This is a genomic window from Bifidobacterium erythrocebi, assembly GCF_012932675.1.
Lineage (GTDB): Bacteria > Actinomycetota > Actinomycetes > Actinomycetales > Bifidobacteriaceae > Bifidobacterium > Bifidobacterium erythrocebi.
Genome location: NZ_JAAIIF010000009.1, coordinates 131,278 through 156,702, shown reverse-complemented (window position 1 = coordinate 156,702; position 25,425 = coordinate 131,278). Strand labels below are relative to the sequence as shown.

Below are 25,425 nucleotides of genomic sequence, written 5' to 3'. Positions count from 1 at the left end.
AGAAAGACGCCACTTAGAACATTGCTAGCGTTCTTTGAAATAAGCGAACAGGTGTTTTTCCTTTATTGCGAGAACGCATCCTAGGGTGCCTAACACATATGCTGAATATGCGGTGAGTATTGGGAGTGAAGCGTTGAATAATACTTGCAGTCTGTCAGTTTTGCCGACGTATTCCGTGGCCATCAGATAGGATATGGGCACGGAAATCGCTGAAGAAACGCTGATGATGATCAGCGACTCGATGCATATTTGCAGCATCAATGCCGGTTTCGATACTCCGCAGTGCAACGCGGATGCGATTTCCAAACGTCTGACATGAACTAATGCGTATCCTAGGATCGCTCCCGCACATGCAACCGCAATGGGCAGGAAAGCCGTGGAACGATGCCGATACATGGCCTGTCCGTCGAAGGAGCTTCCTAGTGATGAGTTGAGCTGTCCCAAAGTGATTGAGTTGTCCTTGTCTGATTTGGCCGCTGGGGTGAGTGCAGACCAGATCATATCTTCCGTTTGGCTTGTTTGTGGCCAGATACTGACCCAGCAAGCGTCAAAAGTTCCGGCTGAAGGCGTGGAGGAAAGAACCGCATACGAGTATCCGGGGGTTCTTCCATCATCGGGGTATCTGTAGATTCCTCGGATGCGGGTCTGGCTACCATCGCGTAATGCGAGATTGTCTCCCTCATGCAGTCCGAAGGTCTTGGCCAGTTCCTTGGAAACGAATATGCCTTGGACTTTGTCGTTCTGCGTTGCGTGTAATACGCGGGCAAAGCCTGGTGTGACGGCATAGCTTGGGATTTTGGTGTCGGGCAACGCCGATGCCGTCAACTGATCGCTCTCCCTGATCGCTCCGGAGGCCTGTACGCCATTGAGTTTGGACAGCCGTTCACAAGCCTGCCCATCCACTCCGCCAGTGGCATTGAGCACCATGATGTTGCCGCCGGCGTTACGGTATTGTCGGGCTTGTCGAAGAATGCTTGAGGATGTCGATATTTCAAAGAGCGAAGATCCGGTAACGAGAATGGTGATGGATAGTATCGCGAGAACACAGCGGGATGACCCGCTGGATATACTGCGCCAGGCTTCGGAGCAGATGGAGAATAGTCTCATTGGAAATCCTTCAGGTCAATGACATCGGTGCATGCGTCGCGTGTTCGGGGGTCATGGGTAGAAACGACGACGATGGTGTCGGATTGTGCGATTCGAGTCAATGCATCACTGATTGTGGCCGCTGTATGCATGTCAAGCTGGGCGGTGGGCTCGTCGACCAACATGAGCGAGGGATGTGCCACGAACGCGCGCGCGAGCATGAGCCGTTGCGCCTCTCCTCCGGAAAGATCGGAGAACCGGTGATCGGCCACATGATTCAAACCGAACCGCTTCAAAGCGGGAACAGCCTCATACTCTGCCTGTTTCCGTGTCAACCCTTTGGCGAGCAAAGGAAGGGAGACATGATCGAGTACCGTTCTTTGCGCGATGCCATGAGGATTCTGAAACACCCAACGCATGGAATCCACGTTTTGCTTCGATACTTCGCCATTTGACGGCCGTATCCAACCGGCGATAATGCCGAGCAGCGTGGATTTACCGGATCCGCTTGGGCCGGTAAGCGCATAGACATGGTTGGGGAGAAGCGTCACGCTCAAGCCATGGAACAGTAGCGGGCCGTCGACATATCGATGTCCTATGTTGTTCAGTTCAATGCGCATTACATGTTGACTTTCCGGGATTCGTCTGAATGCTGCCGGGTGCTTTGCCTTCCAGCGTGACAAGGGTTCGCCCTAATGAACTGCCGACGATATGAGCTTTCAGAGCGGCCCCGCTGGCGCTGACAATGCAGCCATCCGATTTATTGAGATTGACAAGTGCTTTCGCTGGAATCGAATAGACGTCAATCGGTTGTTTCAGACGGTAGCTTACGGAAACGTCGGTGGTCTGCTCGCCGTCCTTACGGTTCCCCGTATATCCTTCCCAAGAGGACATTGCGGTGAGGGCCTGTGGATCGTTCACTGTGCCGTCCTCGCCAATGGAATATGTCTGGCCGTTGATTTCGACGGTGCGTTCTCCGGCCACCCTGTCTGTCGGCAGATTTGTGGCCTTGATTGACTGTATTCCCTCAGCTGTCGTGAATGCGGCTGCGGAATCGTCATCGGATACGGACGATCCCAACTCGGTGGCGCAACCGGTGGTAATCAGGCTTTCGGTAGGAATCCAGATCACCAGTGCCTTATCGAATGTCCCATTCTGGGCTGTTCCGCCGTAAGCCGCGTAAAGCTGTTTCCAAGCATTCCACGTACTCCAATCAAAAGTGCCTGACTGCGATGAGGAATATCCCAAACGTGTCAATTCGGCCTGCAGCGCCTTGACATCGGTTCCTTTATCTCCGTAAGAAAGGTCGCGATATAGCGGCGTTTGAGCATATAGAGTCACCAGCGGTGCGCCATCCATATCGTATTCATGGGACCCCGAGACTATTACGCCATTGTCTGGGCAGGAAGCGTAAGTGACCTGTCCTGTTCTGCCGAAAGATATATTCTGCGCATGCGATGCCGTGACATTCAATGATATGGTGCGGGTGTCATCGAATTGCTCGGTTTGCAGTGGCAGATTTCCACTGTCCGATGACGGTCTGAGCGATGATGGCGTCTTGGATTGGGTAAGGCCAATGGCAAGACCGGCACCGGAACACAGGCAAGCGACCATACACAAAGCTATGAATCCGGCGCCATGGATTTTGCCGTGAAATACTGGTGGCAAAAACATGGTGATATCAGTCCTCACTTATTCGGATTTGCCAGACATTGGGAAAATGGTTCGGAATCGGTGTCCAGCTTCGAGCTGCCATCCGTTTTGGAGGATTCGTTCAGGTAATCCTGCTTGGTAAACGAGTTCGGAACCAGTTTTTTACGTTTCAGGCAGCTCACAATCAGTTCGATGTCATCGGCATTCGAGGGATTGGTGGTCATGCGTTCGTATAGATCGCGAATAAGCAGATTCGTTCCCTTCGCGCATGCGATGCTGTCGGAATTCACCTTATCGGAGTCGTAATCCTGACCGTCAACATCCATGCTTTCCTGCATCAGGCCTGTGGATTGATCCGTGCTGAACGTTATCTGATCTCCTTTGGAAATCATGCACTGTTGGTATTTTTCGTTGGCCTCACGGTAATCGGATTCGCTGATTTTCCCGGCTTTGATTGCTTTGGTGAGCACCTGCTTTTCGAAATCGCTGGTGGCGGATTGCAGTGCCTGACGCAATTGCGTCTCATAGGATGCGGTTGATTGGGAGGTGTCGGTACCTGACGAGGATTGCGCTTTTGAATGGCTGCTGTTCAGGTTTGGTGAGCAGGCATTCAGCGTCAGTAATGAAACCGCAAGACCAGTGGCCAGCAACATTCGAAATGATTTGGACATCAGATTTTCTTCCTTCATTATTTGTTTCCGATGGTGCGATATCGGTTGCAAGCGTAAGAATCCATGGTCTGTTGGAATGCTTTTTGCCTGGGAACTGACCTGACTTGACCTGTTCCTGACCTTCGTGATTATGACTGCTAAGGTGTGAGACGGAACGGACAAGGATGGTGGCGGTGAAAGTTCTGATTGTGGAAGACAACACGAATTTGGCCGATGTGATTGGCATGGGACTGAATATGGAAGGCATGCAGGCCAAAGCCGTGTACGATGGCCGGGATGCCGTCGAGGAATTGGACAATGGCGAGTACGACATGGTCATTTTGGATCGTGATCTTCCAGGGGTGCATGGAGACGATATAGCCCGTATGCTCAGTGAACGGCATGCCTCCACCTATGTGCTCATGCTTACTGCGGCTTCCCAGACCGAGGATATCGTTCAGGGATTGAATCTCGGCGCGGACGATTATCTGACCAAACCGTTCGAATATGCGGTTCTTCTGGCACGGGTCAACGCGGTTCGGCGTAGAAAAGAGCGAAGTCGCGTCAGCACATTCCATAGGGGAAACTTTGAAGCGGATTTCCATACTGGCATTGTCACTGTCTCAGGACGTCGTTTGAGATTCGGCGCCAGAGAACTTGCCGTGTTACAGACGTTGATCGAGGCGAATGGCGGCGTGGTGAGCACGGAGGAGCTGTATCAAAGGATATGGCATGATGACCACGCACATACACGTGGCATCGTCAAGACCACCATATATGCGTTGAGAACGAAAATCGGCATCCCCGACTTCATCGAGACGATTCCAGGGCAGGGGTATCGGATCCCATGAAGAGTAGAGAACCAACGGCCCCATGTATTCTATGGTCGACAAGAAAGCGGCTTATCGCAGTCATTCTGGCCGTATTTATCTCTTTGACGGCGATTATTTCCATGGCGACTTTCATCATCGTCGATCAGCAAATCGATACGGTATCCATTGGCCGTTTTACGACGGGGCGGTCTTCGGATGCACAATATGCACAACAGGAATCCGCTGAACCATCACAGGACGATTCATATATCGCGGTGGGGAAGAACGCATCTCCGGACGGGTTTGCTGTTACCGCTTCCCGCGGTAACGAGAAGGCGCGCAATTTGTTGCTCCTTACCAGTGTGGCGCCGATTCTGATATTCGGAGCGCTTTCGGCCATTGCAACTTGGAGTATATGCACGCGTTCTCAACACAGGATAGATGAGGTAGCGAGACAGATACGGGCTTCAAACGGGGAACTAACGAAACAAGTCATTCATATTCCTCGGGAGAACGATGCGGCAACGGTAATAGCCGATGCCTATAACGATGCGATTGGTGATGTTGCCGCCTCCATTGTGCGGGAGAAACGGTTTATCGCCGACGCGTCCCATGAGCTCAAGAATCCGCTTGCGGCCACGGCTACCGCTTTGGAAATATCGATGCATAACGGTTTGATTGATGGGAGGGCGCTTCCATTCATCGAAAAGGCCAGGGCATCCAATGCGTCATGCATTGCGCTGACCCGGCATCTGCTGGATCTTGCTCATGTCCAGCAGCTTGAACATGCCCAACTGACATCGGTGGATATGGGAGCCGTTGTCGATGACGTACTCACGTCTTTCTCCGATGATGCCGCCTTTGAAGGATTGACGCTGCATAAACGGATAGAGAAGAACGTATCCGTAATGGGAGATGGGCTTCTGCTCACACAGCTTGTGAGGAATCTGACGCTCAATGCGGTACAACACAATAGAGCGGATGGGCAGATATGGGTGTCCCTAGAGGAGAGTTCCGATGAGGACGGGTCAAAGACGGCATCGCTGAATATCGAAAATACAGGAACGGATTTACGCGAGATGGATCTTGACGACCTGTTCACCCCGTTCAACAAAGGACAAAACAGCAGAATCATGGAACATGACGGTTCGTCTCAGTCGGTGGCGAATCATGGTCTGGGCTTATCCATCGCCAAAGAGATCGTCGCATTGCATGGTGGCTCGATACGGCTCCAGGCCAGGGGTGGAGGAGGATTGCTTGTTTCCGTGAATATTCCAATATCGCGGTAAAACCGGAGATGACAGGGCAAACAAAAACCGAGGAGGATGCGTTCAAGGACCTATCCTGAAAACGCATCCCCCTCGGTTTTTGTTTGGAATCCGTTTGAATCATCTGGGTCGTTCCCACATGATTCAAACGGATTGAACATCAGGCGGCGAAGTACTCCACGCCGGCTGCGAACAGCGGCTGGTCCTTCTCGCCGGGCACGTTCACGAACGTGCCGTTGCTGTAGCGCTCGGAGTGGCCCATCTTGCCGAACACGCGGCCGTCCGGGCTGGTGATGCCTTCGATGGCCAGCAGCGAGCCGTTCGGGTTCACGTCCAGGTCCATGCCGGGCACGCCGTTCTCGTCCACGTACTGCGTGGCGATCTGGCCGTTGGCCTTGAGCTGGGCGAGCACGTCGTCGGAAGCCACGAAACGGCCCTCGCCGTGGGAGATGGCGATGGTGTGCATGTCGCCCACCTCGGTCTTGGCCAGCCACGGGGAGAGGTTCGATGCCACGCGGGTGCGCACCAGACGGCTCTGGTGGCGGCCGATGGTGTTGAACGTCAGCGTCGGGCATTCGGCGGTCATCGGCACGATGTCGCCGTACGGCACCAGGCCAAGCTTGATGAGCGCCTGGAAGCCGTTGCAGATGCCGAGCATCAGGCCATCGCGGTTGTTCAGCAGGTCGCGCACGGCCTCGGTCACTGCCGGGGCGCGGAAGAACGCGGTGATGAACTTGGCGGAGCCGTCCGGCTCGTCGCCACCGGAGAAGCCGCCGGGGATCATGATGATCTGGCTCTTCCTGATCTCCTCGACCAGCGCGTTGGTGGATTCGGCCACGGCGGCGGGGGTGAGGTTGTTCACGATGAGCGTGCTCACGTCGGCACCCGCACGCTCGAAGGCGGCGGCGGAATCGTATTCGCAGTTGTTGCCCGGGAACACGGGGATGATCACGTGCGGCTTGGCGACGCCGGTGCCGGTGTACACGGTCTTCTTCGGAGCCTCGAAGGACACGGTCTCGACGGTCTTGCCCTTCTCCTCGTCCTTGGAACGGTACGGGAACACGGATTCGATGCCGCCCTCCCAAGCGTCCTGCAGCTCGGCAAGATCCAGCGTCTCTCCGGCGGCCACGAACGAGTACTCCTCGGTGGTCTCGCCGACTTCGCCGACCTCGACCAGGTTGGACACGGCCGGAACCTTCGCGTTGTCCGCAAGCTCGATGATGAAGGAGCCGTAGGCCGGGGCGAACAGGTCGTCCACGGTGATGCCGTCGGCCAGCTTCACGCCGATCTGGTTACCGACCGTCATCTTGAAGATCGCCTCGGCGCTCGCACCGTAGCCCGGCGTGGACACGGCCAGCGCGTCGCCGAACTCGGTGAGCTGCTCGACCGCGGAGAACACCTCCAGCAGGCCGTCCTTGTCCGGGGTGAGGCCATCGGCCTTGTACCGCGGCGCGATGCGGACCACACGGTGGCCAGCGCCCTTGAACTCGGGGGAGGTGGCGCGCTTCATATTGCCCACCGCCACGGCGAAGGAGATCAGGGTCGGCGGAACGTCAAGCTGTTCGAATGTGCCGGACATGGAGTCCTTGCCGCCGATCGCGCCCGCGCCAAGATCCACCTGGGCCATCAACGCGCCCAGCACGGCCGCCGTCGGCTTGCCCCAGCGTTCCGGCTCGTCGCGCAGCTTCTCGAAGTACTCCTGGAAGCTCAGGTACGCCTTCTCATGCTCGAAGCCGGCCGCGACCAGCTTGGAGAGCGATTCGACCACGGACAGGTACGCGCCCGTGAACTGGTTCTTCTCCATGATGTACGGGTTGAAGCCCCAAGCCATCGCGGAGGCGGTGGTAGTCTCGCCGAACACCGGCAGCTTGGCGACCATGGCCATGTTCGGGGTCAGCTGCTTCCTGCCGCCGAACGGCATGAGCACGGTGCCCGCGCCGATGGTGGAGTCGAAACGTTCGGAAAGGCCCTTGTTGGAAGCCACGTTCAGGTCGGTGAGCATGGTGTGCATGCGCTCGGCAAGAGTGCCGGTCTTCCACGGGGTGGCGTAGTCGTGCTGCGCCTCGACATGCACCACCTGATGCTTCGGAGCACCGTTGGAGGCAAGGAATTCACGGGACAGATCCACGATCGTGTCGCCGTTCCACACCATCGTCATGCGCGGCTCCTCGGTCACGGTCGCGATGACCTCGGCCTCGAGGTTCTCCTCCTTGGCATAGCCCAGGAACTCGTCCACGTCCTCCGCGGCCACGTCGACGGCCATACGCTCCTGCGATTCGGAGATCGCCAGCTCGGTGCCGTCCAGGCCTTCGTACTTCTTCGACACCTTGTTGAGGTCCACGTACAGGCCGTCGGCCAGCTCGCCGACCGCCACGGACACGCCGCCGGCGCCGAAATCGTTGCAGCGCTTGATCAGACGGCACGCGTCGCCACGGCGGAACAGACGCTGCAGCTTGCGTTCGACGGGGGCGTTGCCCTTCTGCACCTCGGCGCCGTCGAGTTCCAGCGATTCGACGTTATGCGCCTTGGACGCGCCGGTGGCACCGCCGATGCCGTCACGGCCGGTACGACCGCCGAGCAGGATGACCTTGTCTCCCGGAGCCGGGGTCTCGCGGCGCACGTGGTCGGCCGGAGTCGCGGCCACGACCGCGCCTACCTCCATGCGCTTGGCCACATAGCCGGGGTGGTAGATCTCGTCCACCTGACCGGTGGCCAGACCGATCTGGTTGCCGTAGGAGGAGTAGCCGGCCGCGGCGGTGGTGACGAGCTTGCGCTGGGGGAGCTTGCCCTCAAGCGTCTCGGACACCGGCACGGTCGGGTCGGCGGCGCCGGTCACGCGCATGGCCTGGTACACGTAGGAGCGGCCGGACAGCGGATCGCGGATGCAGCCGCCGATGCAGGTGGCCGCGCCGCCGAACGGTTCGATCTCGGTGGGGTGGTTGTGGGTCTCGTTCTTGAACAGGAACAGCCAATCCTCGTCGTGGCCGTTCACATCCACCTTCACCTTGACGGTGCAGGCGTTGATCTCCTCGGATTCGTCAAGGTTCTTCAGAATGCCGTTCTTCTTGAGCCACTTCGCGCCGATCGTGCCCATATCCATCAGGCACACCGGCTTGGCGTCGCGTCCCAGCTCATGGCGCATCTCAAGGTACTTGTCGAATGCGGCCTTGACGGTGGCGTCGTCGATCTGGACCTCGTCGAGCTGCGTGCCGAACGTGGTGTGACGGCAGTGGTCGGACCAATACGTATCGATCACCTTGATCTCGGTGATCGTCGGGTCGCGCTGCTCCTCGGTGAAATGCTCGCGGCAGAACTGCAGGTCGGCCAGATCCATGGCCAGACCACGATCCTCGATGAACTGTTCGAGTTCGGCGTCGCTCATCGTGCGGAAGCCGTCGATGACCTCCACCTTGCCGGGCACCGGCACCTGGGTCTTGAGCGTGGTCTTCACGTCCAGCGAGGCCTCGCGGGCCTCCACCGGGTTGATCACGTAATGCTTGATGGCCTCGACGTCGGCTTCGGACAGCTCGCCTTCCAGCGCGTACACCTTGGCGGAGCGCACGGTCGGGCGTTCGCCCTGGGAGATCAGCTGGATGCACTCGCTGGCGGAATCCGCGCGCTGGTCGAACTGGCCGGGCAGGTATTCCACGGCGAACACGGTCGCGCCGCCGAAATCAGGCAGGTCAGCGGACACGTTGTCCACCTGCGGCTCGCTGAACACGGTCGGCGTGGCCTTGGCGAACAGCTCCTCGCTGATGCCTTCCACGTCGTAGCGGTTGACGAGACGAACGTTCTTCAGGGCAGTGATGCCGAGGATGGTCTTGAGCTCATTGGCGAGCTGCTGTGCCTCGACGTCGAAGCCCGGCTTCTTTTCCACGTATACGCGAAAAACCATGGGTCAACTCCTTGAAAGGGGCTTTGAAAATTAGCGGGTTGATGGGAAACGTTTGGAAACGTTGGAATTTGAAAACGAAGGCGAAACAACGAAGCCCGCATCCGAGCGGATACTGCGGATGCGGGCTGTGCGTGCGTCATTCGGCGACTTCGATGCCTTCGGACTTGGCGAGCTCGGCCAGGCGGCTTTCGATCTCCTCGTAGGCGGGGATGATGTCGCCCAGATCGCGGCGGAACAGGTCCTTGTCGAGGTGCTCGACCTTGCCGGAGTGGTCGCGCTGATCCCACAGGCGGCAGGAATCCGGGGTGATCTCGTCGGCGAGCAGCAGCGTGCCGTCGGAGGTGCGGCCCATTTCGATCTTGAAGTCCACGAGCTTGACGTCGATCTTGGCGAAGATCTCGATCAGAGCCTCGTTGATGCGGCGGGCGAGCGGGGCGATCTCGGCCAGATCCTCGCGGGTGCACACGCCGAGTGCCACCAGATCGTCGTCGTTGACGAACGGATCGTGCAGTTCGTCGTTCTTCAGGAAGTATTCGAGCACCGGTTCCTTGAGCTCGATGCCCTCTTCGACGCCCAGGCGGGAGCAGAAGTGGCCGGCCGCGGTGTTGCGCAGCACGATTTCGAGCGGGAACATGGTGACCTTCTTGACCAGCTGGGAGGTCTCGCCCACGCGGGCCACCAGATGGCTGTCGATGCCGCGCTTCTTCAGCAGATCGAAGATCAGCGTGGTGATGAGGTTGTTCAGCCTGCCCTTGCCGGCGAAATCTTCTTTCTTCTCGCCGTCACCTGCGGTAGCGGAGTTCTTGTATTCGACCCAGAGGACCTCCGGATCGTCAGTTGCGTACAGTTGCTTGGCTTTGCCCTCGTAGAGCTTTTCCAACTTCTCCATTACTCGCCTTTCCTGGTGTTTGGGAGGTAGATAGTTTGGTGAACTTGACGGTTACAAGATACCAACGGGAGGCTACATTGCGTGGCCTCCCGTGGTGTTTATGGACGGGTGCGCGAACGTGCGCGCGAATGAGACGTCAGATGACCCGGATGTCGAGCGAATCGGCTACGCGTGCGGCCTTGGCGCGGGCGTCGGTCTCGTCGGTGCCGATGGCCAGCGCGGCGGCCATGCGGCGATGGCCGTGCACCTCGGGCTTGGCGAAGATGCGCAGGTCGGTGTTGGGCTCGGCGAGCGCCTGTGCGACGTTGCCGAATGCGGCTTGGCCGTCTCCTTCGACCACGATGGCGTGGCTTGCGGCGGTGGTGCCTTCGGGGATGGAGAGCGCGACGTGTTCGGGGGTGACGGGCAGGCCGAGGATGGCACGGGCGTGCAGGGCGAATTCGCTCAGGCGCTGGGAGATCATGGTGACCATGCCGGTGTCGTGCGGGCGCGGGGAGACCTCGTTGAACAGGATGGAGCCGTCGGTGAGGACGAAGAGTTCGACGCCGAAGACGCCCCAGCCGGTTTCGCCGGAGGTGCGTGCCTTGGCGACGAGGCCTTCGACGGCGGTTTTGGCGATGTGCTGGGCGCGTGCGGTTTCGTCGTTCCTGTCGGTGGTGCCGGCCGGTTCGTTGGTCTGCCAGGATTCGCGGTAGTCGCCGGATTCCTGGCGTTGGCCGATGGGGGTGCAGGTGACGATGCCGGCGCTGGAGCTGACGGTGAGTACGGTCAGTTCGCGTTCCAGGGGTGCGAGCGCTTCGACGATGACGCGGGAGATGTCTCCTTCGTCGTGTGCGCGGCGGCCTTCCTGCGCTTCGGTCCATGCGGCGTCGATGGCGTCGGCGGAGCGGACGATGGATTGGCCGTGGCCAGAGGAGCTCATGATGGGTTTGACGACGCAGGGGTAGCCGACTTCTTCGGCGCCTGCGCGGAGTTCTTCGAGGGTTCCGGCGAAGCGGTAGGGGGTGGTGGGCAGGCCGAGCTCTTCGTGGGCGAGGACGCGGAGGCGTTCGCGGTCCATGCAGATGGCTGCGATTTCGGCGCTGGGCACGACCTGTGCGCCGTTTGCGGCGGCTTCGGCGAGTACCTGGGTGGCGATGGCTTCCACTTCCGGGACGATGATGTCGGGTTTGATGTCGTCGAAGAGGGCTTTGAGCTGTTTGGGGTCGGCCATGTCGAGCACGCGGGCTTCGTGGGCCACCTGTTGTGCGGGGGCTCCGGCGTAGGAGTCGGCGGCGCATACCCATGCGCCCAGGCGCATGAGTTCGATGGTGACTTCCTTGCCGAGTTCGCCTGCGCCGAGGAAGAGCACGCGGGTGGGCTGCTTGCCCAGTGGCGTGCCCAGGGAGCGGTTGATACTGCGTTGTACGGAGGTGGAATCAGTCATGGCTCATATTCTGTCACTCGCGCTAGATAGGCGTTTGCCGGTGTGTGCGTGGCGGCGGGTGGGCCATGGTGGGGGAGTGGCGGCGTATGCGGGGTTTGCCGGGGTTCCCGGAGGGATGTCTGGAAAGCCGGAGGCCCGGAGGCCGGCCGGTCCATATCGGTTGTATGTCGGCCGGTCTCCGGGGGCTGGTGCGTGGCGTGTGGCGTTCAGGCGAGCGCCTTCTTGATGCGGTTGAGACTTGCGGGCCTGGGGGTGCCGAGTTCCTGCGCCCATAGGCTTACGTAGAACTCTTCGAGCATCCAGCGTGCGTCGGTGGCCTTGCGCATGAGCTCCTCATGCTTGGGGCCTGCCGGTTCGGCCTTCGCCTTGGCCATGGCCTTGTCCACGAGCTGCTTGGCTTCGTCGGCCTGCCAGGCCCAGCGCACGTCGCGGTTCTTGTCGTTCTTCGCCTTGGCGAGCCGCATCAGGTCGGCATGCAGGTAGCGTTCCACGGATTTGAGCGCATCGGGCGGCGTCTGGCCGATGAATCCGGGGAACACGAGCGTGGCGATGTGCTCTCGGATCGATTGCAGTACCGACAGCATCGGCAGGTCGGCCTTGCCGCTCACCGCCTTGTCGACCTGGGCATACCGTTTCAGAATCGCGATCACATCGTGTGACACGTCGTACACCGTGTCCTCGTAGACCTCGCGCACGTCGAGCACCGCATTCGCCAGCGCCTCGTCGTCCTTGAGCCTGTCCACCTGCGGCAGCAGGCGCTTGACGGCGGCCAGCTGCAGATCCTGCGCCAGCTCCTTCGTGGACTTGTACGGCGCGGACGCGAGCATCAGCGCCTCAGTGCCCAGCCAACGCGAGGAGATGCGCTCGTCCGGCAGGCGCAGCGCGTCGAGCGCCCCATGCCACAGCATCGACGCGCGCGATTCGGTGGTGGCGCCGGAACGATGCAGCAGATCGGCCTGGCGCACGATCTTGCCCTGATCGGCGGCCTTGTCCGCCTGCTTCTTGACCATGCGACGCGCCGACTCCTCGGCCTCCTGCGCGAACCTGACCTGCAACGCCTTGAGATCCTTGGACTTGCCCAGCACCTTCACCTGCCGGCGAGGACCACGCCGTCCATGCCCCGAGCCGTGCCCGCCGAGCGGCTGCTCCACCGCGAACGTCATGCGCAGGTACGGCGAAAGACGATCGGTCAGATCCTTGCCCAGCACTTCGGGGTGGATCTGCGCGCCGATCGTGGCGATGGCGGCCTGCGTGAACGCGTGCGCCAGATCCGGGCAGTCCACATCCGCCGCCGTGCCCGGCAGATCCGGGTACCGTTCGTCGATCCACGCGCGGATCTTACGCGCGGCATCGGGCGCCGGCACGAACTGCACGCGCAGCTGCTTGGGCAACGCCTTGATCATGGCAAGCAGCAGCTCATCCATCAGGCCGGGCACATTCCAGGTGAACTGCTCCGGCGTGATACGTCCCAACGCCTTCAACGGCACATGCACGGTGACGCCATCATCCGGGTCGGTCGGATCGTAGATATACGACAGACGCAGGTCGATGGGCTGGCCATCCGTGCCGCGCGTATGCCAATGATCCGGATAATCGTCCAGACTCACCGAATCGGCCTCGCCCAGACGCTCCACCTTGGACGGATCGAAATCAAGCAGCGTCGGATCGGCATCATGGTTCGTCTTCCACCATTTCGCCAACGACGCCAGCGACGTCACATCCTGCGGAATCACACGATTGTAGAAGTCGAACAGATCCTCATCCGTAATGGTCTGCGCGATCTGACGCGTACGATTCGCATCATCCGCGGCATCCTCAAGAATGCGCAGATTCCTGCGCACGAAATCGTCATAGCTGAACCGCTGCTGGATATCGCCCTCGACCAGACCCTGACGGATCAGGAAATCACGCGCCTCAGGCGGATTGATACGGCCCCACAGCACCTTGCGGTCCTGCACGATCGGCAGGCCATACAGCAGCACCTTCGCGCTCGCCACCGCCGAGCCACGCGAACCGGACCAATGCGGTTCGGCATAGGTGACTCGGGTGAGCGAACCGGCCAGCGGCTCGGCCCACGCCGGGTCGATCGCGGCGCAATACCGCGCCCACAGGCGAGAGGTCTCCACCAGTTCGGTGCTCATCACCCAGCTCGGCGTCGACTTGGCCACCGCGGACGCGGGGAACAGGGCGAAATGCGTGCCGCGGGCACCCTGATAGTCGTTCTTCGCCATCTTCTGCGCGCGCTTGATCGCCTTCGCCTTGGCCGCACCCTTGAGCCCCGCGAAATCCGAGGCCTTCGGTTCGCGCACCACCTGCATGCCCATCATGGACAGCAAGCCGGAAAGCATGGACTTGTGAATGCCCTCGGCGTCCCACGAACAGCACAGGCTATGCGCCGCCTGCTGGTTCAACGGCAGCTGGCGGATCTCCAGCCCAGCGCGAGAACTCGGCAGCGGATCGCCCACCTTGAACTTCATTTCACGGCACATCTGGCGCAACTGCGCGACCAGATCCTTCCATTGGCGCATGCGCAGCCAGCTGAAATACTCGGTCTTGCAGATACGGCGCAGCGCATTGTTGCTCGGCTCGCCGTCGGCCTGGAACACACGGTCCCAGATATTCAACGCGGTCAGGAAATCACTGGTCGGATCGGCGTACCGGTTGTGGATGCGGTCCGCCTCCTCGCGATGCTCCTCCGGGCGCTCGCGCGGATCCTGCAGGCTCAGGAACGCCACCACGACCAACACCGCGGCCAGCGTATTGGGGGAGGTGGAACGCGCGGCCTCGATCACCATGCGCCCCAGGCGCACGTCGATCGGAATACGCGCCAGCTGGCGGCCGATATGCGTCAGCGTCACCTCGCCATGCCTGCGTGCCACGGCCTTCAGCTCGGTCAGCTCGTTGAAACCATCGGACACGGCCTTCATGTCCGGCGGGTCGATGAAGCCGAACTCGGTCACATCCTTGGCGGTGCGCGCCACGCCCACGCTGAGCATGTGCAGCACCACCGCGCCCAGCGAGGTACGTAGGATCTCGGGGTCGGTGAACCGCGGGCGCGTCTCATAATCCTCACGACTGTACAGGCGGATCGCAATGCCGTCCGCCACACGGCCGCATCGGCCCGAACGCTGGTCGGCGCTGGCCTGACTGATCGGCTCGATCGGCAGACGCTGCACCTTCGCCGTCTTGGAATACCGGGAGATACGCGCCGTGCCCGGGTCGACCACATAGCGGATGCCCGGAACCGTAAGCGACGTCTCGGCCACGTTCGTGGCGATCACGATGCGCTGATGCGTATGCGACTCGAACACCTTATGCTGGTCGGCCGCGGAAAGCCTGGCGAACAGGGGCATGATCTCGATGGCGTCCGGGCGGCGCATATCCTCCGCGCGCGGGCCGAGATGATGCCGCAACGCGGACTCGAACTCATGGATGTCGCGCTCGCCGGAGGCGAAGACGAGAATGTCGCGCGCGCCGCGCTCATGGCTCGAATGGATGATGAGCTCGCTGCAGGCGCGTGCCACGGCGGTGGGCATGTCGGTCTCGCCGGCGCTGTCCTCGGTGCCGTATTCGTCGCTGCCGGGGTCCACGCCGCGCGCGAAGCCCGGCACGTCATGCATCAGCGCCGGTGCCGCGCCCAACGGCTCGTACACGATCTGCACGGGGTAGGTGCGCCCGGACACCTCGATCACCGGCACCTTGGTGTGCAGGGCATGCTCGAAATGCTGCTGGAACTTCACCGAATCGATGGTCGCGGACGTGATGATGAGCTTCAGGTCGCGGCGTTTGGGCAGCAGGGCGGTCAGGTAGCCGAGCAGGAAGTCGATGTTCAGGCTGCGTTCGTGCGCCTCGTCGATCACGATGGTGTCGTAGGCGCTGAGCTTCGGGTCGCGCTGGATCTGCGCCAGCAGGATGCCGTCGGTGACGACCTTGAGCCGCGTGGACTTGGACGTGTCGTCGGTGAAACGCACCTGGTAGCCGATCTCGTCGCCCAGACGCACGCCCATTTCGGCGGCGATGCGTTCCGCCACGGTGCGTGCGGCGATGCGGCGGGGCTGCGTGTGCACGATCTGATGGCCATGCGAGCCGCGGCCGAGCTCCAGCAGGATCTTCGGCAGCTGAGTGGTCTTGCCGGAACCCGTCTGGCCGGAGACGATGACCACCTGGCTCGAACGAACGGCTTGGGCGATGTCGTCGCGTGCGGCCGACACCGGCAGTTCAGGTGGGTAAACGAATTTCATCAGCATCCTTAGCTTGAATGGGTATGACGTGGACGATGTGGTTTGTGCGGGTTCCCGTGCGGGATCCTGGATGATGCGGTTCGGTGTGCGTTTCAGGTGTTCTGCGGTTTCGCGGGCGCGGTCATATGGTCATGTGACCATGGTGCGCTCGGCTCGTAACCTTCCTTTAGACCATGTCTATATTGCTTACCGTTATGCCGCGCGCGAGACCTCGATCACGCGGAATCCCTTGGCGCTATGGTACTTCGACACCTTGTACCCTTCGCCCAGCTCGTCCGCAAGCCAGTTGATCAGCGAGTCGGCGCCCAGATTCTTCTGCACCACCAGATAGGCCCTGCCATTGTCCGAAAGACGCGGCAGCCAGTTCATCAGCAGCGTGTGCAGGGCCTCCTTGCCGATGCGGATCGGCGGGTTCGACCAGATCACGTCGAAGGTCATGTCCGGGTCGACCGCCTTCGGATCGACCGGCAGGGCGTCGGCATCGGTGCGCACGGTCCTGACATTCGCGCAGCCATTGCGTTTGGCGTTGATCGCCGTCAGCTCCAAGGCGCGCTCGTTCACGTCCAGCGCCCACACGTTCGCCTGCGGCGAGGCCATGGCCAGCGACAATGCGATCGGCCCCCAGCCGCAGCCCAGATCAAGCAGATTGCCCTGCTCGGGCGGTTCCGGAACCTGCTTGAGCAGCACGGACGTGCCCAGGTCAAGACGCGATCCGGAGAACACGCCGTTCGATACCTCGACCTCGACATCGGCCCCGCGCAGCTGCACGTGCAGGGTACGCCGTACGTCCTTCGATGAGGGGTCGGCCGAGAAATACTGTTCCGCCATGATTGGTCCGCGCCTTTCTGCGTCTGGTCTGTCCGTACTTGCCGTACTTGGGTTGTCGTCTGTCGCCGGCTGTTCGCCTGTGCCGTCGTGTGGTTTCGGCCGCAGGCTCCGCGTCCGTTGCGCGGTTCGCTCGCGGCGAAGTGGACGAAGGCCGGTCTGTCACCTCACAAGATGATAATAATGAATCATGCCCGCCATGATGCCCCGCGTGGTCGCGCCCGGCCGGCGAGCATGGAGAACGGTTCGCCGTACCCGCCGGCTATGACGGGGCGTGGGCGGCGACGAAACGAGAACGAGGTGGCATTGACCCTGAGCGACAAGACCGACGATATCGGCGAGGCCGACGAGACGATCCGTAAGGCAGGCGGTGAGCCGGCGCGATCCGACGCGAACGTGCTCGCCGAATCATCTGAGGTGCTGCTCGGTGACAACACGCATGGTGTGAATTTCGACTCCTCCGGCAACGAGGAATGGGCCGAACGAGAGTCGCGTAATCAGCTCAAGCATGTTGCGGGCCTTGGCGAGCTGCAGGACGTCACCGAAGTCGAATACCGCAAGGTGCGTCTGGAGCGTGTGGTGCTGGTGGGCGTATGGTCGAGCGCCGTGACCACGCAGGCCAAGGCCGAGGAATCGCTGCGAGAGCTGGCCGCGCTGGCCGAGACCGCCGGCGCCGAGGTGTGCGACGGTCTGCTGCAGCACCGTTCGAGGCCGGACGCCGCCACATACGTGGGCTCCGGCAAGGCGAAGGAGATCGCCGACATCGTGGCGCGCGAGGAGGCCGATACGATCGTGGTCGACGACGACCTGCCGCCGAGCCAACGCCGTGGCCTGGAGGACGCCGCCAAGGTGAAGGTGGTGGACCGCACCGCCGTGATCCTCGACATCTTCGCCCAGCACGCCACTTCCCGTGAGGGCAAGGCCCAGGTGGAGCTGGCGCAGCTCGAATACATGCTTCCGCGTCTACGTGGCTGGGGCGGGTCCCTGTCGCGTCAGGCCGGTGGCCAGGCCGCCGGGCAGAACGGCGGCATCGGATCGCGTGGCCCGGGCGAGACGCAGATCGAAATGGACCGCCGCGTGATTCGTACGCGCATCGCGCGGTTGAAGAAGCAGATCGCGCAGATGGCCCCGGCCCGCGAGGTCAAGCGCGGCTCGCGCCGCCGCTACGGTCTGCCCACCATCGCCGTGGTCGGCTATACGAACGCCGGCAAATCGTCGTTGACGAACCGTCTGACCGGATCGGGCGAGCTGGTGGAGAACGCGCTGTTCGCCACGCTCGATACCGCGGTGCGCCGTACCAAGGCCAGGGACGGCCGCCTGTACGCGTATGTGGACACGGTCGGATTCGTGCGCAGACTGCCCACGCAGCTGGTCGAGGCGTTCAAGTCCACGTTGGAGGAGGTCGCCGAGGCCGACGTGATCCTGCATGTGGTGGATGCCTCGCACCCCGATCCGTTCTCGCAGATCGAAGCGGTCAACGAGATTCTTGCGGATATCGAGGGCACCGCCGCCATCCCGCGTATTCTGGCCTTCAACAAGGCCGACCTGTGCGACGAGGCCACGCTGGGGCGTCTGGCCGCGCTCGAACCCGACGCGCACATCGTCTCCGCATATTCCGGTGGTGGCGTCGCTGAACTGCGTGCCGCGGTCGAGGCGCTGCTGCCCACGCCGGGCGTGCATGTGGAGGCGCTGCTGCCGTATTCGGCGGGCGCGCTGTTGTCTCAGATCAGGGAATACGGGCATGTTCAGGACGTGCAGTGGCTGGACAACGGCGTGCACGTGTCGGCCGATGTGGACGACAGGCTGTCGGCGCAAATCGTTGCGGCGGCGATTGATTAGACGATTTGCCTATATCCGTGGGCGTTTCGTCGTGCGCCGCTGCGGCATGCGATGGATGTGAGCGCTGACAGTGTCAGGTTGTGTGAGTAGGGTGAAAGGGATGTTGTGAGGAATGATGCGCCCAACCGGCGCATCTCTCTAAGAGAGGTATAAACATGGCAGAATCGCTTATCAAGCCCACGAAGCTTGCTGTTATCGGTGCCGGCGCAGTCGGCTCCACCCTCGCATTCGCCGCCGCCCAGCGCGGTGTCGCCCGCGAGATCGTGCTCGAGGACATCGCCAAGGAACGCGTGGAGGCCGAGGTGCTCGATATGCAGCACGGCTCCAGCTTCTACCCGACCGTGTCCATCGACGGCTCCGACGATCCGGAGATCTGCCGCGACGCCGATATGATCGTCATCACCGCCGGCCCGCGCCAGAAGCCCGGCCAGTCCCGTCTTGAGCTGGTGGGTGCCACCATCAAGATCCTGCAGTCGATCATCCCGAACCTGGTCAAGGTCGCTCCGAACGCCATCTACATGCTCATCACCAACCCGGTTGATATCGCGACCCACGTGGCCCAGAAGATCTCCGGCCTGCCGGCAAACCAGGTCTTCGGCTCCGGCACCAACCTGGATTCCGCCCGTCTGCGCTTCCTGATCGCGCAGCAGACCGGCGTCAACGTCAAGAACGTCCACGCCTACATCGCCGGCGAGCACGGTGACTCCGAGGTCCCGCTGTGGGCTTCCGCCACCATCGGTGGCGTCCCGATGTGCGACTGGACCCCGCTGCCCGGCCACAAGCCGCTCGACGCCGAGGTTCGCGAGCAGATCCACCAGGACGTCAAGAACGCCGCCTACAAGATCATCAACGGCAAGGGCGCTACCAACTACGCCATCGGCATGTCCGGCGTCGATATCATCGAGGCCGTGCTCAAGGACTCCAACCGCATCCTGCCGGTGAGCTCCATGCTGCACGACTTCCACGGCATCTCCGACGTGTGCATGTCCGTGCCGACCCTGCTCAACCGCTCCGGCGTCAACACCGCCATCAACACCCCGGTGTCCGACCGTGAGCTCGCGGCCCTGAACCGCTCCGCCGAGACCCTGAAGCAGACCGCAGCCCAGTTCGGCTTCTGATTCATTCGCCGACGGTCATAGACCGAATAGGAACGGGACGCTGCCTAGTGCGGCGTCCCGTTCTTGTATTTCTGCGGACTTTTCTGTCGTGAACTATCAGTCGACGTGTGGTTTCATGCGCTTTCGCGACGTGGACGGGATGATATTGGCAGGCGCGCCTTGCATGGGGCTTGTGCAAGGCACACTGGTTTGTTAGGGAGACCGATCAGCGATGCATCTTGTCGGCGGAGGGGGAGTCGTAGCCTTCCGGTTCGAGCTGGAAGGTGGTGTGCGGCACCGATACGGGGAAATGCTCGCGCAGGCAATCCTGCAGTTGCTTGAGGATATCCGCGCCTTCCTCCATGGTCAGGCCGTTCTCCACCACCACATGCGCCATCAGAATCGGCATGCCGGTCGAAACGGTGCTGGCGTGCAGGTCATGCACGGCGACCACGCGCGGCACCGATTCCAGGTGCTTGCGCACCTCGTCGAGATCCAATCCCTGAGGGGTCTCCTCCAACAGCACGCGTACGGCGTTGTGCAGCAGCTTGATGGCGCGGGGGATCATCATCAGGGCGATGATGCCGCCGGCGATCGCGTCGAACTTATCCCAGCCGGTCGTCAGCATGACTAGGGCGGACGCGACCACGGCCACCGATCCCAGGGCGTCGTTCATCACTTCAAGGAAGGCCGCCTTCATGTTCATATTGTCGCCGCGTTGCGCAGAGAGAATGGTGATGGAGACGATATTGGCCACGAGGCCCAGTATGCCGACGAACAGCAGCAGCCGGACATCGTTGATCTCGGCCTCGGAATTGCCGAACAGCCGCATGCAGGCCTCGAACAGCGCGTAGATGCCGACGAACAGCAGTACCAGCGCGCCGCATGCCGCGGTGATGACCTCAAGCCGGGCCCAGCCCCAGGTGCGGGTGCTGTTGGGCTTGCGCCGCATCAGTATGGCGGTGATGGTGGAGGCGATCAGCACGGAGACATCGGTGAGCATATGGCCGGCATCGGTGAGCAGCGCCAGCGAATCGGTGATGAACGCCGCCACGACTTCGACGACGAATACGGTGACGGTGACCGCCAATGTGGCCATCAGACGTTGCTGATGCCCCTTGCCTTGGGGCGCGGTATGCGTGTGTGCCATGTCGGTTCCTTTCCCTCGTGCAGTTGAGACTGCTTCTCAATACCATTTGCGTTTAGCCTCAGATACGACGAGACCCCGGCGCATGGCCGGGGTCTCGCGGTATTTCCGGGATTGACTCTACAGCTTTCGAAGGACGGTGACCACCTTCCCCATAATGGTGGCGTGTGTGCCGTCGATGGGGGAGTAGGCGGGATTGTGCGGCATGAGCCATACGTGTCCGTTCTCCTTGCGGAACGTCTTCACCGTTGCCTCGCCGTCAAGCAGTGCCGCGACGATATCGCCGTTCACCGCCGTATGCTGTTCGCGCACCACCACGAAGTCGCCGTTGCAGATCGCGGCGTCGATCATGGAATCGCCATGCACCTCCAGCATGAACATGTTGCCGCCGGTGCCGGTAAGACGCTCGGGCAGGCGCATCACATCATCGATATGCTGCTCCGCGGTGATCGGCGCTCCTGCGGCGATGCGACCCACCAACGGAATATCGCGGGACTCCAGAACGGCTTCGCTGGCCTTTGCCGCCGGAAAGGGGATGATGGTCGCGACGCCTTCACGGCCGCCGGGGGCATCGACTTCGTCGGGTTCCTGGCAGAACGGATCGCGCAGGATCTCGACGGCGCGACCCTTGTTGGCGTTGAGACGGATATAGCCTTTGTCTTCCAGCATCTGCAGCTGGTGCTTGACCGACGAGGGGCTTTTCAGGCCTGCCGCCGCGCCTATCTCGCGGAACGAGGGGACGAAGCCGCGCTCGTTCTGGTATGTGGTGATCGCCTTGAGCACCTGGAGCTGGCGGTCGGTAAGATCGGCCACCGCGGCGTCTGATTGGGTTGTGCGGGGGGCAGTGCTCATGGGCGCTCCTTTCGTCGTTCCACTCAGCTTAACGTGAATCCCCGCTGAAATCAAACATTTGTTCGATGTGGCGGGTTGCGCTATTCGAACATCTGTGCAACACTTAGAACAAACGTTCGATAGAACAGATGTTCGAAAGGCTGGTGGTCGCGATGATGGACGGCATGGTCGATGTGCAGACTGGCGTTAACGATACGGCCGGTGAATTCGGGGATGCGGGCACTGCGGCCCATTCGCACCGTTCCAGGGCGATGGGTTTGCTTGGTGCGGCAGGAAGGAGGCGATGGGTCTGCGTGCTCGTCTCGTTGCTGGCCGTGGCCGCCGTATGGTCCGTGGCGGATGTGGTGAAGCTGCCGCAAGCCGATTCGGCAACGCTGCCGACACGGGTGGTGAGCTATACGGTGCGTCCGGGAGACACCCTATGGGCGTACGCGTCCTCGGTGACTCCAAAAGGGGGTGATATTGCGCAGACGGTGAACGAGCTCATGTCGTTGAACGAGCTCGATTCGGCGGTGCTTGTTCCCGGGCAGCGGATCATCGTGCCCGCCGATTAGCCGCCTCATATGTAAAATCGCGTTGCAACACGCGAATTCCTGCGGTTTCGGGTATGGTGGGGGTCATGCATTGCCCTTATTGTCATCATTCCGAAACCAAGGTCATCGAGACGCGTGTGAGCGAGGACGGATACTCCATTCGGCGTCGGCGTCTGTGCCTGCACTGCAACCGTCGCTTCACCACATTGGAGACCACCACGCTGCTGGTGGAGAAGCGCTCCGGAAGCCTGGAGCCGTTCAACCGCGACAAGGTGATCTCCGGGGTGCGCAAGGCATGCCAGGGCAGGCCGGTGCAGGAGGCCGATCTGAAGAAGCTCGGGCAGCGGGTCGAGGAGGATCTGCGTTCGGCCGGTCAGGCGCAGGTCACGTCGGCGGAGGTCGGCAAGGCGATTCTCAAGCCGTTGCGCGATCTGGACGAGGTGGCGTACATGCGGTTCGCGAGCGTGTACCAGAACTTCGAGAACCTTGAGGACTTCCAGGCGGCGATCAACGAATTGCGCAATGGCGGCGAGGACTGACGAAACGGAAGCGATGCGGCTTCCCGACATGGGATATTTGGGCAATATACTGCATGCCCCGCTTGGCGGCATGGTTATAAGGTGGGCAAACGATGAGCGATGAGACGATGTATGGATCCCTGGGGCGTCTCGCCCCGGACTGGGACGGCGGCGAAGGCGTCCGCAATCTGACGGCGGACGATATCTATGAACGGTTCTTCGATTGGGCCATCGATGTGAAGGGCATCGAGCCATGGCCGCATCAGGAGGAGGCCATCATGGACATTCTCGCCGGCGACCACGTCATTCTGAACACCCCTACGGGATCGGGCAAGTCGCTGGTGGCGCTGGGCATGCATTTCGCGGCCCTGTGCACCGGCCGCCGCTCCTACTACACCGCGCCGATCAAGGCGCTGGTCAGCGAGAAGTTCTTCGACCTGATTGAGGTGTTCGGCCGCGAGAACGTCGGCATGATCACGGGCGACAGCCATATCAACGCCGATGCGCCGATCATCTGCTGCACGGCCGAGATCCTGGCCAATCAGGCGCTGCGCGAAGGCGTCCATGCCGACATCGGTCTGGTCGCCATGGACGAGTTCCATTATTTCGGCGATTCGGAACGCGGCTGGGCGTGGCAGGTGCCACTGCTTACCTTGCCGCAGACGCAGTTCCTGCTGATGAGTGCCACGCTGGGCAACGTGGACGCCATCGCGGATAAGCTTGCCGATCTGAACGACACCCCCGACGTGGATGTCATCGCGAATGCGCCGCGTCCGGTCCCGCTGAGCTACGAATACACGCTCGATCCGCTTGAGCGTACCGTCGAACTGGCATACAAGGACGGCTCCACGCCGATCTACGTCGTGCATTTCTCCCAGGACGCGGCGCTTGAGACCGCTCAGGCGCTGGCATCCGCCGGCGTGTCCAGCAAGGAGCAGCGCAACGCCATCGCCGAAGCCATCAAAGGTGTGAAGTTCACCACGGCATTCGGCAAGATCCTGCAGCGCCTGCTACGCACCGGCATCGGCGTCCACCATGCCGGCATGCTGCCCCGCTACCGCAGGCTGGTCGAACAGCTGGCCCAACAGGGCCTGCTGTCCGTGATCTGCGGCACCGATACGCTGGGCGTCGGCATCAACGTGCCCATCCATTCCGTGGTGCTCACCGCCCTGACCAAATACGACGGCAACAAGATGCGCAGGCTCAAGGCCCGCGAATTCCACCAGATCGCCGGGCGTGCGGGGCGTATGGGTTTCGACACCGAAGGGCTGGTGATCGCGGAGGCCCCGGAATTCGAGATCGAGAACCAGAAGGCCATAGCCAAGGCCGGCGGCGATCCGAAGAAGCTGAAGAAGATCAAGCGCAAGAAGGCCCCCGAAGGCTTCGTGAACTGGAACCAGAGCACTTTCGACAAGCTCATCGACGCCGAGCCGGAAACACTGGTGCCGCATCTGAAGATCACGCATTCCATGGTGCTGAACGAAGTGGAGCAGGGCGGCGACGCCCGGGCGCGCATCGACCAGCTCATCGACGATTCGGCGCAGACCCCCGACCAGAAGGAACGGCTGCACCAGCGTGCCGACGAGATCTTCCAGACGCTTTTCGACACGCAGGTCATCGAGACCGAGCGTCGCCCCGACGGCAGCCTGGACTACCTGATGACGCTCGATATGCCGGATGATTTCGCGCTTGACCAGCCGTTGTCCCCGTTCCTACTGGCTGCGCTCGAACTGCTCGACCCCGAATCGGAGACCTACGCGCTCGATGTGATCTCCATGGTCGAGGCCACGCTTGAGGATCCGCGTCAGGTGCTGCGTGCTCAGGAACGCGCGGCGAAAGACAAGGCCATGGCCGACATGAAGGCTGACGGTCTGGACTACGACGAACGTATGGACAGGCTTGCCGAGATCACCTACCCGAAGCCGTTGGAGGATCTGCTGGACGCGGCCTTCACCAAGTACCGCCACGATGTGCCATGGGCGAACGACTACTGGCTGAGCCCCAAATCCGTGGTGCGCGACATGGTCGAGACGGCGTCGGATTTCACCGGTTACATCGCCCGATACAACATCGCGCGCTCCGAAGGCACGCTGCTGCGCTACCTGTCCGACGCCTACCGGTCGCTGGCACGCACCGTACCGGTCGAAAAGCGCGACGAACGGCTGAAGGACATCATCGCCTGGCTGCGCGTGCTCGTACGCTCCATCGACTCCAGCCTGGTGGACGAATGGGAGAACGCCGGCACCTCGGATGAGGCGTCGCAGGCCGCGGCATCCCTCGCCGCCCCCGGCTCCGGCAACGAGGTGGTCGAGGATCGGCGCGGGCTCACCGTATTGGTGCGCAACGCCATGTTCCGCCGTGTGCAGCTCATGGATCTCGACAGGCCCGAAGAGCTCGGCACTCTTGACAAGGACTGGGGCTATGGCGTGCACGAGTGGGAGGACACGCTCGACGATTACTATGACGAGCACGAATACGTGAACGTCGACGCCGAAGCCCGTTCCCCCAAGCTCTTCATGCTGGACGATGCCCATGAGCACGACGAGCACACGTGGAAGGTGCGCCAGATCATCGACGATTCCGACGGCGATCACGACTGGGCCATCACCGGCGTGGTCGATCTCGACGCCACGCAGAACGGCGGCGAGGTCGTGTTCCTCGACTACGCGGTAGGCACCGACCTGCGGTAGGGCG

Annotated in this window: 18 protein-coding genes; 7 read left to right on the top strand and 11 right to left on the bottom strand. The window is 61.4% G+C overall.

All coding sequences use genetic code 11. The features are described 5' to 3' along the window. Nucleotides 1–24: 24 nt before the first annotated feature. The 4 genes from G1C98_RS06475 to G1C98_RS06460 form a co-directional block, all read right to left on the bottom strand. Entirely contained in the window at nt 25–1,107 is a 1,083-nt protein-coding gene (locus tag G1C98_RS06475) for a hypothetical protein (RefSeq protein WP_169080386.1), read from the bottom strand. Beyond that, complete coding sequence (locus G1C98_RS06470; RefSeq protein ID WP_169080384.1) at nt 1,104–1,706, bottom strand: ABC transporter ATP-binding protein; 603 nt, start codon at nt 1,704–1,706, stop codon at nt 1,104–1,106. The genes G1C98_RS06475 and G1C98_RS06470 overlap by 4 nt, the downstream gene beginning before the upstream one ends. Further along, nucleotides 1,696–2,445: a peptidoglycan-binding domain-containing protein gene (locus G1C98_RS06465; RefSeq protein WP_240944941.1), complete on the bottom strand. Its 750-nt coding sequence runs from the start codon at nt 2,443–2,445 to the stop codon at nt 1,696–1,698. The genes G1C98_RS06470 and G1C98_RS06465 overlap by 11 nt, the downstream gene beginning before the upstream one ends. Nucleotides 2,446–2,774: 329 nt before the next feature. Beyond that, nucleotides 2,775–3,428 carry a hypothetical protein gene (locus tag G1C98_RS06460; RefSeq protein ID WP_240944940.1) on the bottom strand — a complete coding sequence of 218 codons (654 nt, stop codon included), beginning with the start codon at nt 3,426–3,428 and terminating at the stop codon, nt 2,775–2,777. Between the two features lie 155 nt (nt 3,429–3,583). On the opposite strand from G1C98_RS06460, the gene G1C98_RS06455 reads away from it, so the two are divergent. Further along, a complete protein-coding gene (locus G1C98_RS06455; RefSeq protein ID WP_169080382.1) occupies nt 3,584–4,240 on the top strand; it encodes a response regulator transcription factor in 657 nt (218 codons plus the stop codon). A gap of 101 nt (nt 4,241–4,341) precedes the next feature. After that, a complete protein-coding gene (locus G1C98_RS06450; protein WP_169080380.1) occupies nt 4,342–5,490 on the top strand; it encodes a sensor histidine kinase in 1,149 nt (382 codons plus the stop codon). 139 nt (nt 5,491–5,629) lie between these two features. Here G1C98_RS06450 and G1C98_RS06445 read toward each other — a convergent pair whose 3' ends face one another. The 5 genes from G1C98_RS06445 to G1C98_RS06425 all read right to left on the bottom strand — a co-directional run bounded on the left by G1C98_RS06445 (nt 5,630) and on the right by G1C98_RS06425 (nt 16,748). After that, nucleotides 5,630–9,364, bottom strand: a complete 3,735-nt coding sequence (locus G1C98_RS06445; protein WP_169080378.1) for a phosphoribosylformylglycinamidine synthase — start codon at nt 9,362–9,364, stop codon at nt 5,630–5,632. 136 nt (nt 9,365–9,500) lie between these two features. Further along, nucleotides 9,501–10,253, bottom strand: coding sequence for a phosphoribosylaminoimidazolesuccinocarboxamide synthase (purC, locus tag G1C98_RS06440; protein ID WP_169080376.1), 753 nt, complete (start codon nt 10,251–10,253; stop codon nt 9,501–9,503). Nucleotides 10,254–10,389: 136 nt separating this feature from the next. Further along, a complete protein-coding gene (gene purT, locus G1C98_RS06435) occupies nt 10,390–11,679 on the bottom strand; it encodes a formate-dependent phosphoribosylglycinamide formyltransferase (protein WP_169080374.1) in 1,290 nt (429 codons plus the stop codon). A gap of 206 nt (nt 11,680–11,885) precedes the next feature. Beyond that, complete coding sequence (gene hrpA, locus G1C98_RS06430) at nt 11,886–15,920, bottom strand: ATP-dependent RNA helicase HrpA (RefSeq protein ID WP_169080372.1); 4,035 nt, start codon at nt 15,918–15,920, stop codon at nt 11,886–11,888. A gap of 192 nt (nt 15,921–16,112) precedes the next feature. Further along, nucleotides 16,113–16,748, bottom strand: a complete 636-nt coding sequence (locus G1C98_RS06425; protein WP_169080370.1) for a class I SAM-dependent methyltransferase — start codon at nt 16,746–16,748, stop codon at nt 16,113–16,115. Between the two features lie 261 nt (nt 16,749–17,009). Here G1C98_RS06425 and hflX point away from each other — a divergent pair, with 261 nt between their 5' ends. Together hflX and G1C98_RS06415 are read left to right on the top strand one after the other, a co-directional pair. Continuing rightward, a complete protein-coding gene (gene hflX, locus G1C98_RS06420) occupies nt 17,010–18,584 on the top strand; it encodes a GTPase HflX (RefSeq protein ID WP_205831931.1) in 1,575 nt (524 codons plus the stop codon). Between the two features lie 155 nt (nt 18,585–18,739). Next, on the top strand, nt 18,740–19,702 hold the full coding sequence (locus tag G1C98_RS06415) for an L-lactate dehydrogenase (RefSeq protein ID WP_169080368.1): 963 nt from the start codon (nt 18,740–18,742) through the stop codon (nt 19,700–19,702). Between the two features lie 205 nt (nt 19,703–19,907). Here the strand turns inward: G1C98_RS06415 and G1C98_RS06410 are convergent, their stop codons facing one another. Next, nucleotides 19,908–20,831: a cation diffusion facilitator family transporter gene (locus G1C98_RS06410; protein WP_169080366.1), complete on the bottom strand. Its 924-nt coding sequence runs from the start codon at nt 20,829–20,831 to the stop codon at nt 19,908–19,910. 117 nt (nt 20,832–20,948) lie between these two features. Further along, nucleotides 20,949–21,680 carry a transcriptional repressor LexA gene (gene lexA / locus G1C98_RS06405; protein WP_169080364.1) on the bottom strand — a complete coding sequence of 244 codons (732 nt, stop codon included), beginning with the start codon at nt 21,678–21,680 and terminating at the stop codon, nt 20,949–20,951. 128 nt (nt 21,681–21,808) lie between these two features. Here lexA and G1C98_RS06400 point away from each other — a divergent pair, with 128 nt between their 5' ends. The 3 genes from G1C98_RS06400 (at nt 21,809) to G1C98_RS06390 (ending at nt 25,421) form a co-directional block, all read left to right on the top strand. Then, entirely contained in the window at nt 21,809–22,234 is a 426-nt protein-coding gene (locus G1C98_RS06400; RefSeq protein WP_240944939.1) for a LysM peptidoglycan-binding domain-containing protein, read from the top strand. A 65-nt stretch (nt 22,235–22,299) separates the two neighbouring features. Further along, on the top strand, nt 22,300–22,752 hold the full coding sequence (nrdR, locus tag G1C98_RS06395; protein WP_169080362.1) for a transcriptional regulator NrdR: 453 nt from the start codon (nt 22,300–22,302) through the stop codon (nt 22,750–22,752). 92 nt (nt 22,753–22,844) lie between these two features. After that, the gene (locus G1C98_RS06390) at nt 22,845–25,421 is read left to right on the top strand and encodes a DEAD/DEAH box helicase (RefSeq protein WP_169080360.1); all 2,577 of its coding nucleotides are present in this window, start codon (nt 22,845–22,847) and stop codon (nt 25,419–25,421) included. Nucleotides 25,422–25,425: the final 4 nt, after the last annotated feature.

Bases quoted from the DNA above. Each gene is read 5' to 3' on its own strand.
- G1C98_RS06450 (WP_169080380.1), top strand. From the start codon at position 4,342: ATGGCGACTTTCATCATCGTCGATCAGCAAATCGATACGGTATCCATT.
- G1C98_RS06470 (WP_169080384.1), bottom strand. From the start codon at position 1,706: ATGCGCATTGAACTGAACAACATAGGACATCGATATGTCGACGGCCCG.
- purC (WP_169080376.1), bottom strand. From the start codon at position 10,253: ATGGAGAAGTTGGAAAAGCTCTACGAGGGCAAAGCCAAGCAACTGTAC.
- G1C98_RS06460 (WP_240944940.1), bottom strand. From the start codon at position 3,428: ATGAAGGAAGAAAATCTGATGTCCAAATCATTTCGAATGTTGCTGGCC.
- nrdR (WP_169080362.1), top strand. From the start codon at position 22,300: ATGCATTGCCCTTATTGTCATCATTCCGAAACCAAGGTCATCGAGACG.
- hflX (WP_205831931.1), top strand. From the start codon at position 17,010: ATGACGGGGCGTGGGCGGCGACGAAACGAGAACGAGGTGGCATTGACC.
- G1C98_RS06390 (WP_169080360.1), top strand. From the start codon at position 22,845: ATGAGCGATGAGACGATGTATGGATCCCTGGGGCGTCTCGCCCCGGAC.
- G1C98_RS06465 (WP_240944941.1), bottom strand. From the start codon at position 2,445: ATGGATGGCGCACCGCTGGTGACTCTATATGCTCAAACGCCGCTATAT.
- G1C98_RS06475 (WP_169080386.1), bottom strand. From the start codon at position 1,107: ATGAGACTATTCTCCATCTGCTCCGAAGCCTGGCGCAGTATATCCAGC.
- G1C98_RS06445 (WP_169080378.1), bottom strand. From the start codon at position 9,364: ATGGTTTTTCGCGTATACGTGGAAAAGAAGCCGGGCTTCGACGTCGAG.
- G1C98_RS06415 (WP_169080368.1), top strand. From the start codon at position 18,740: ATGGCAGAATCGCTTATCAAGCCCACGAAGCTTGCTGTTATCGGTGCC.
- G1C98_RS06410 (WP_169080366.1), bottom strand. From the start codon at position 20,831: ATGGCACACACGCATACCGCGCCCCAAGGCAAGGGGCATCAGCAACGT.
- G1C98_RS06400 (WP_240944939.1), top strand. From the start codon at position 21,809: ATGTTCGAAAGGCTGGTGGTCGCGATGATGGACGGCATGGTCGATGTG.
- lexA (WP_169080364.1), bottom strand. From the start codon at position 21,680: ATGAGCACTGCCCCCCGCACAACCCAATCAGACGCCGCGGTGGCCGAT.
- G1C98_RS06425 (WP_169080370.1), bottom strand. From the start codon at position 16,748: ATGGCGGAACAGTATTTCTCGGCCGACCCCTCATCGAAGGACGTACGG.
- hrpA (WP_169080372.1), bottom strand. From the start codon at position 15,920: ATGAAATTCGTTTACCCACCTGAACTGCCGGTGTCGGCCGCACGCGAC.
- purT (WP_169080374.1), bottom strand. From the start codon at position 11,679: ATGACTGATTCCACCTCCGTACAACGCAGTATCAACCGCTCCCTGGGC.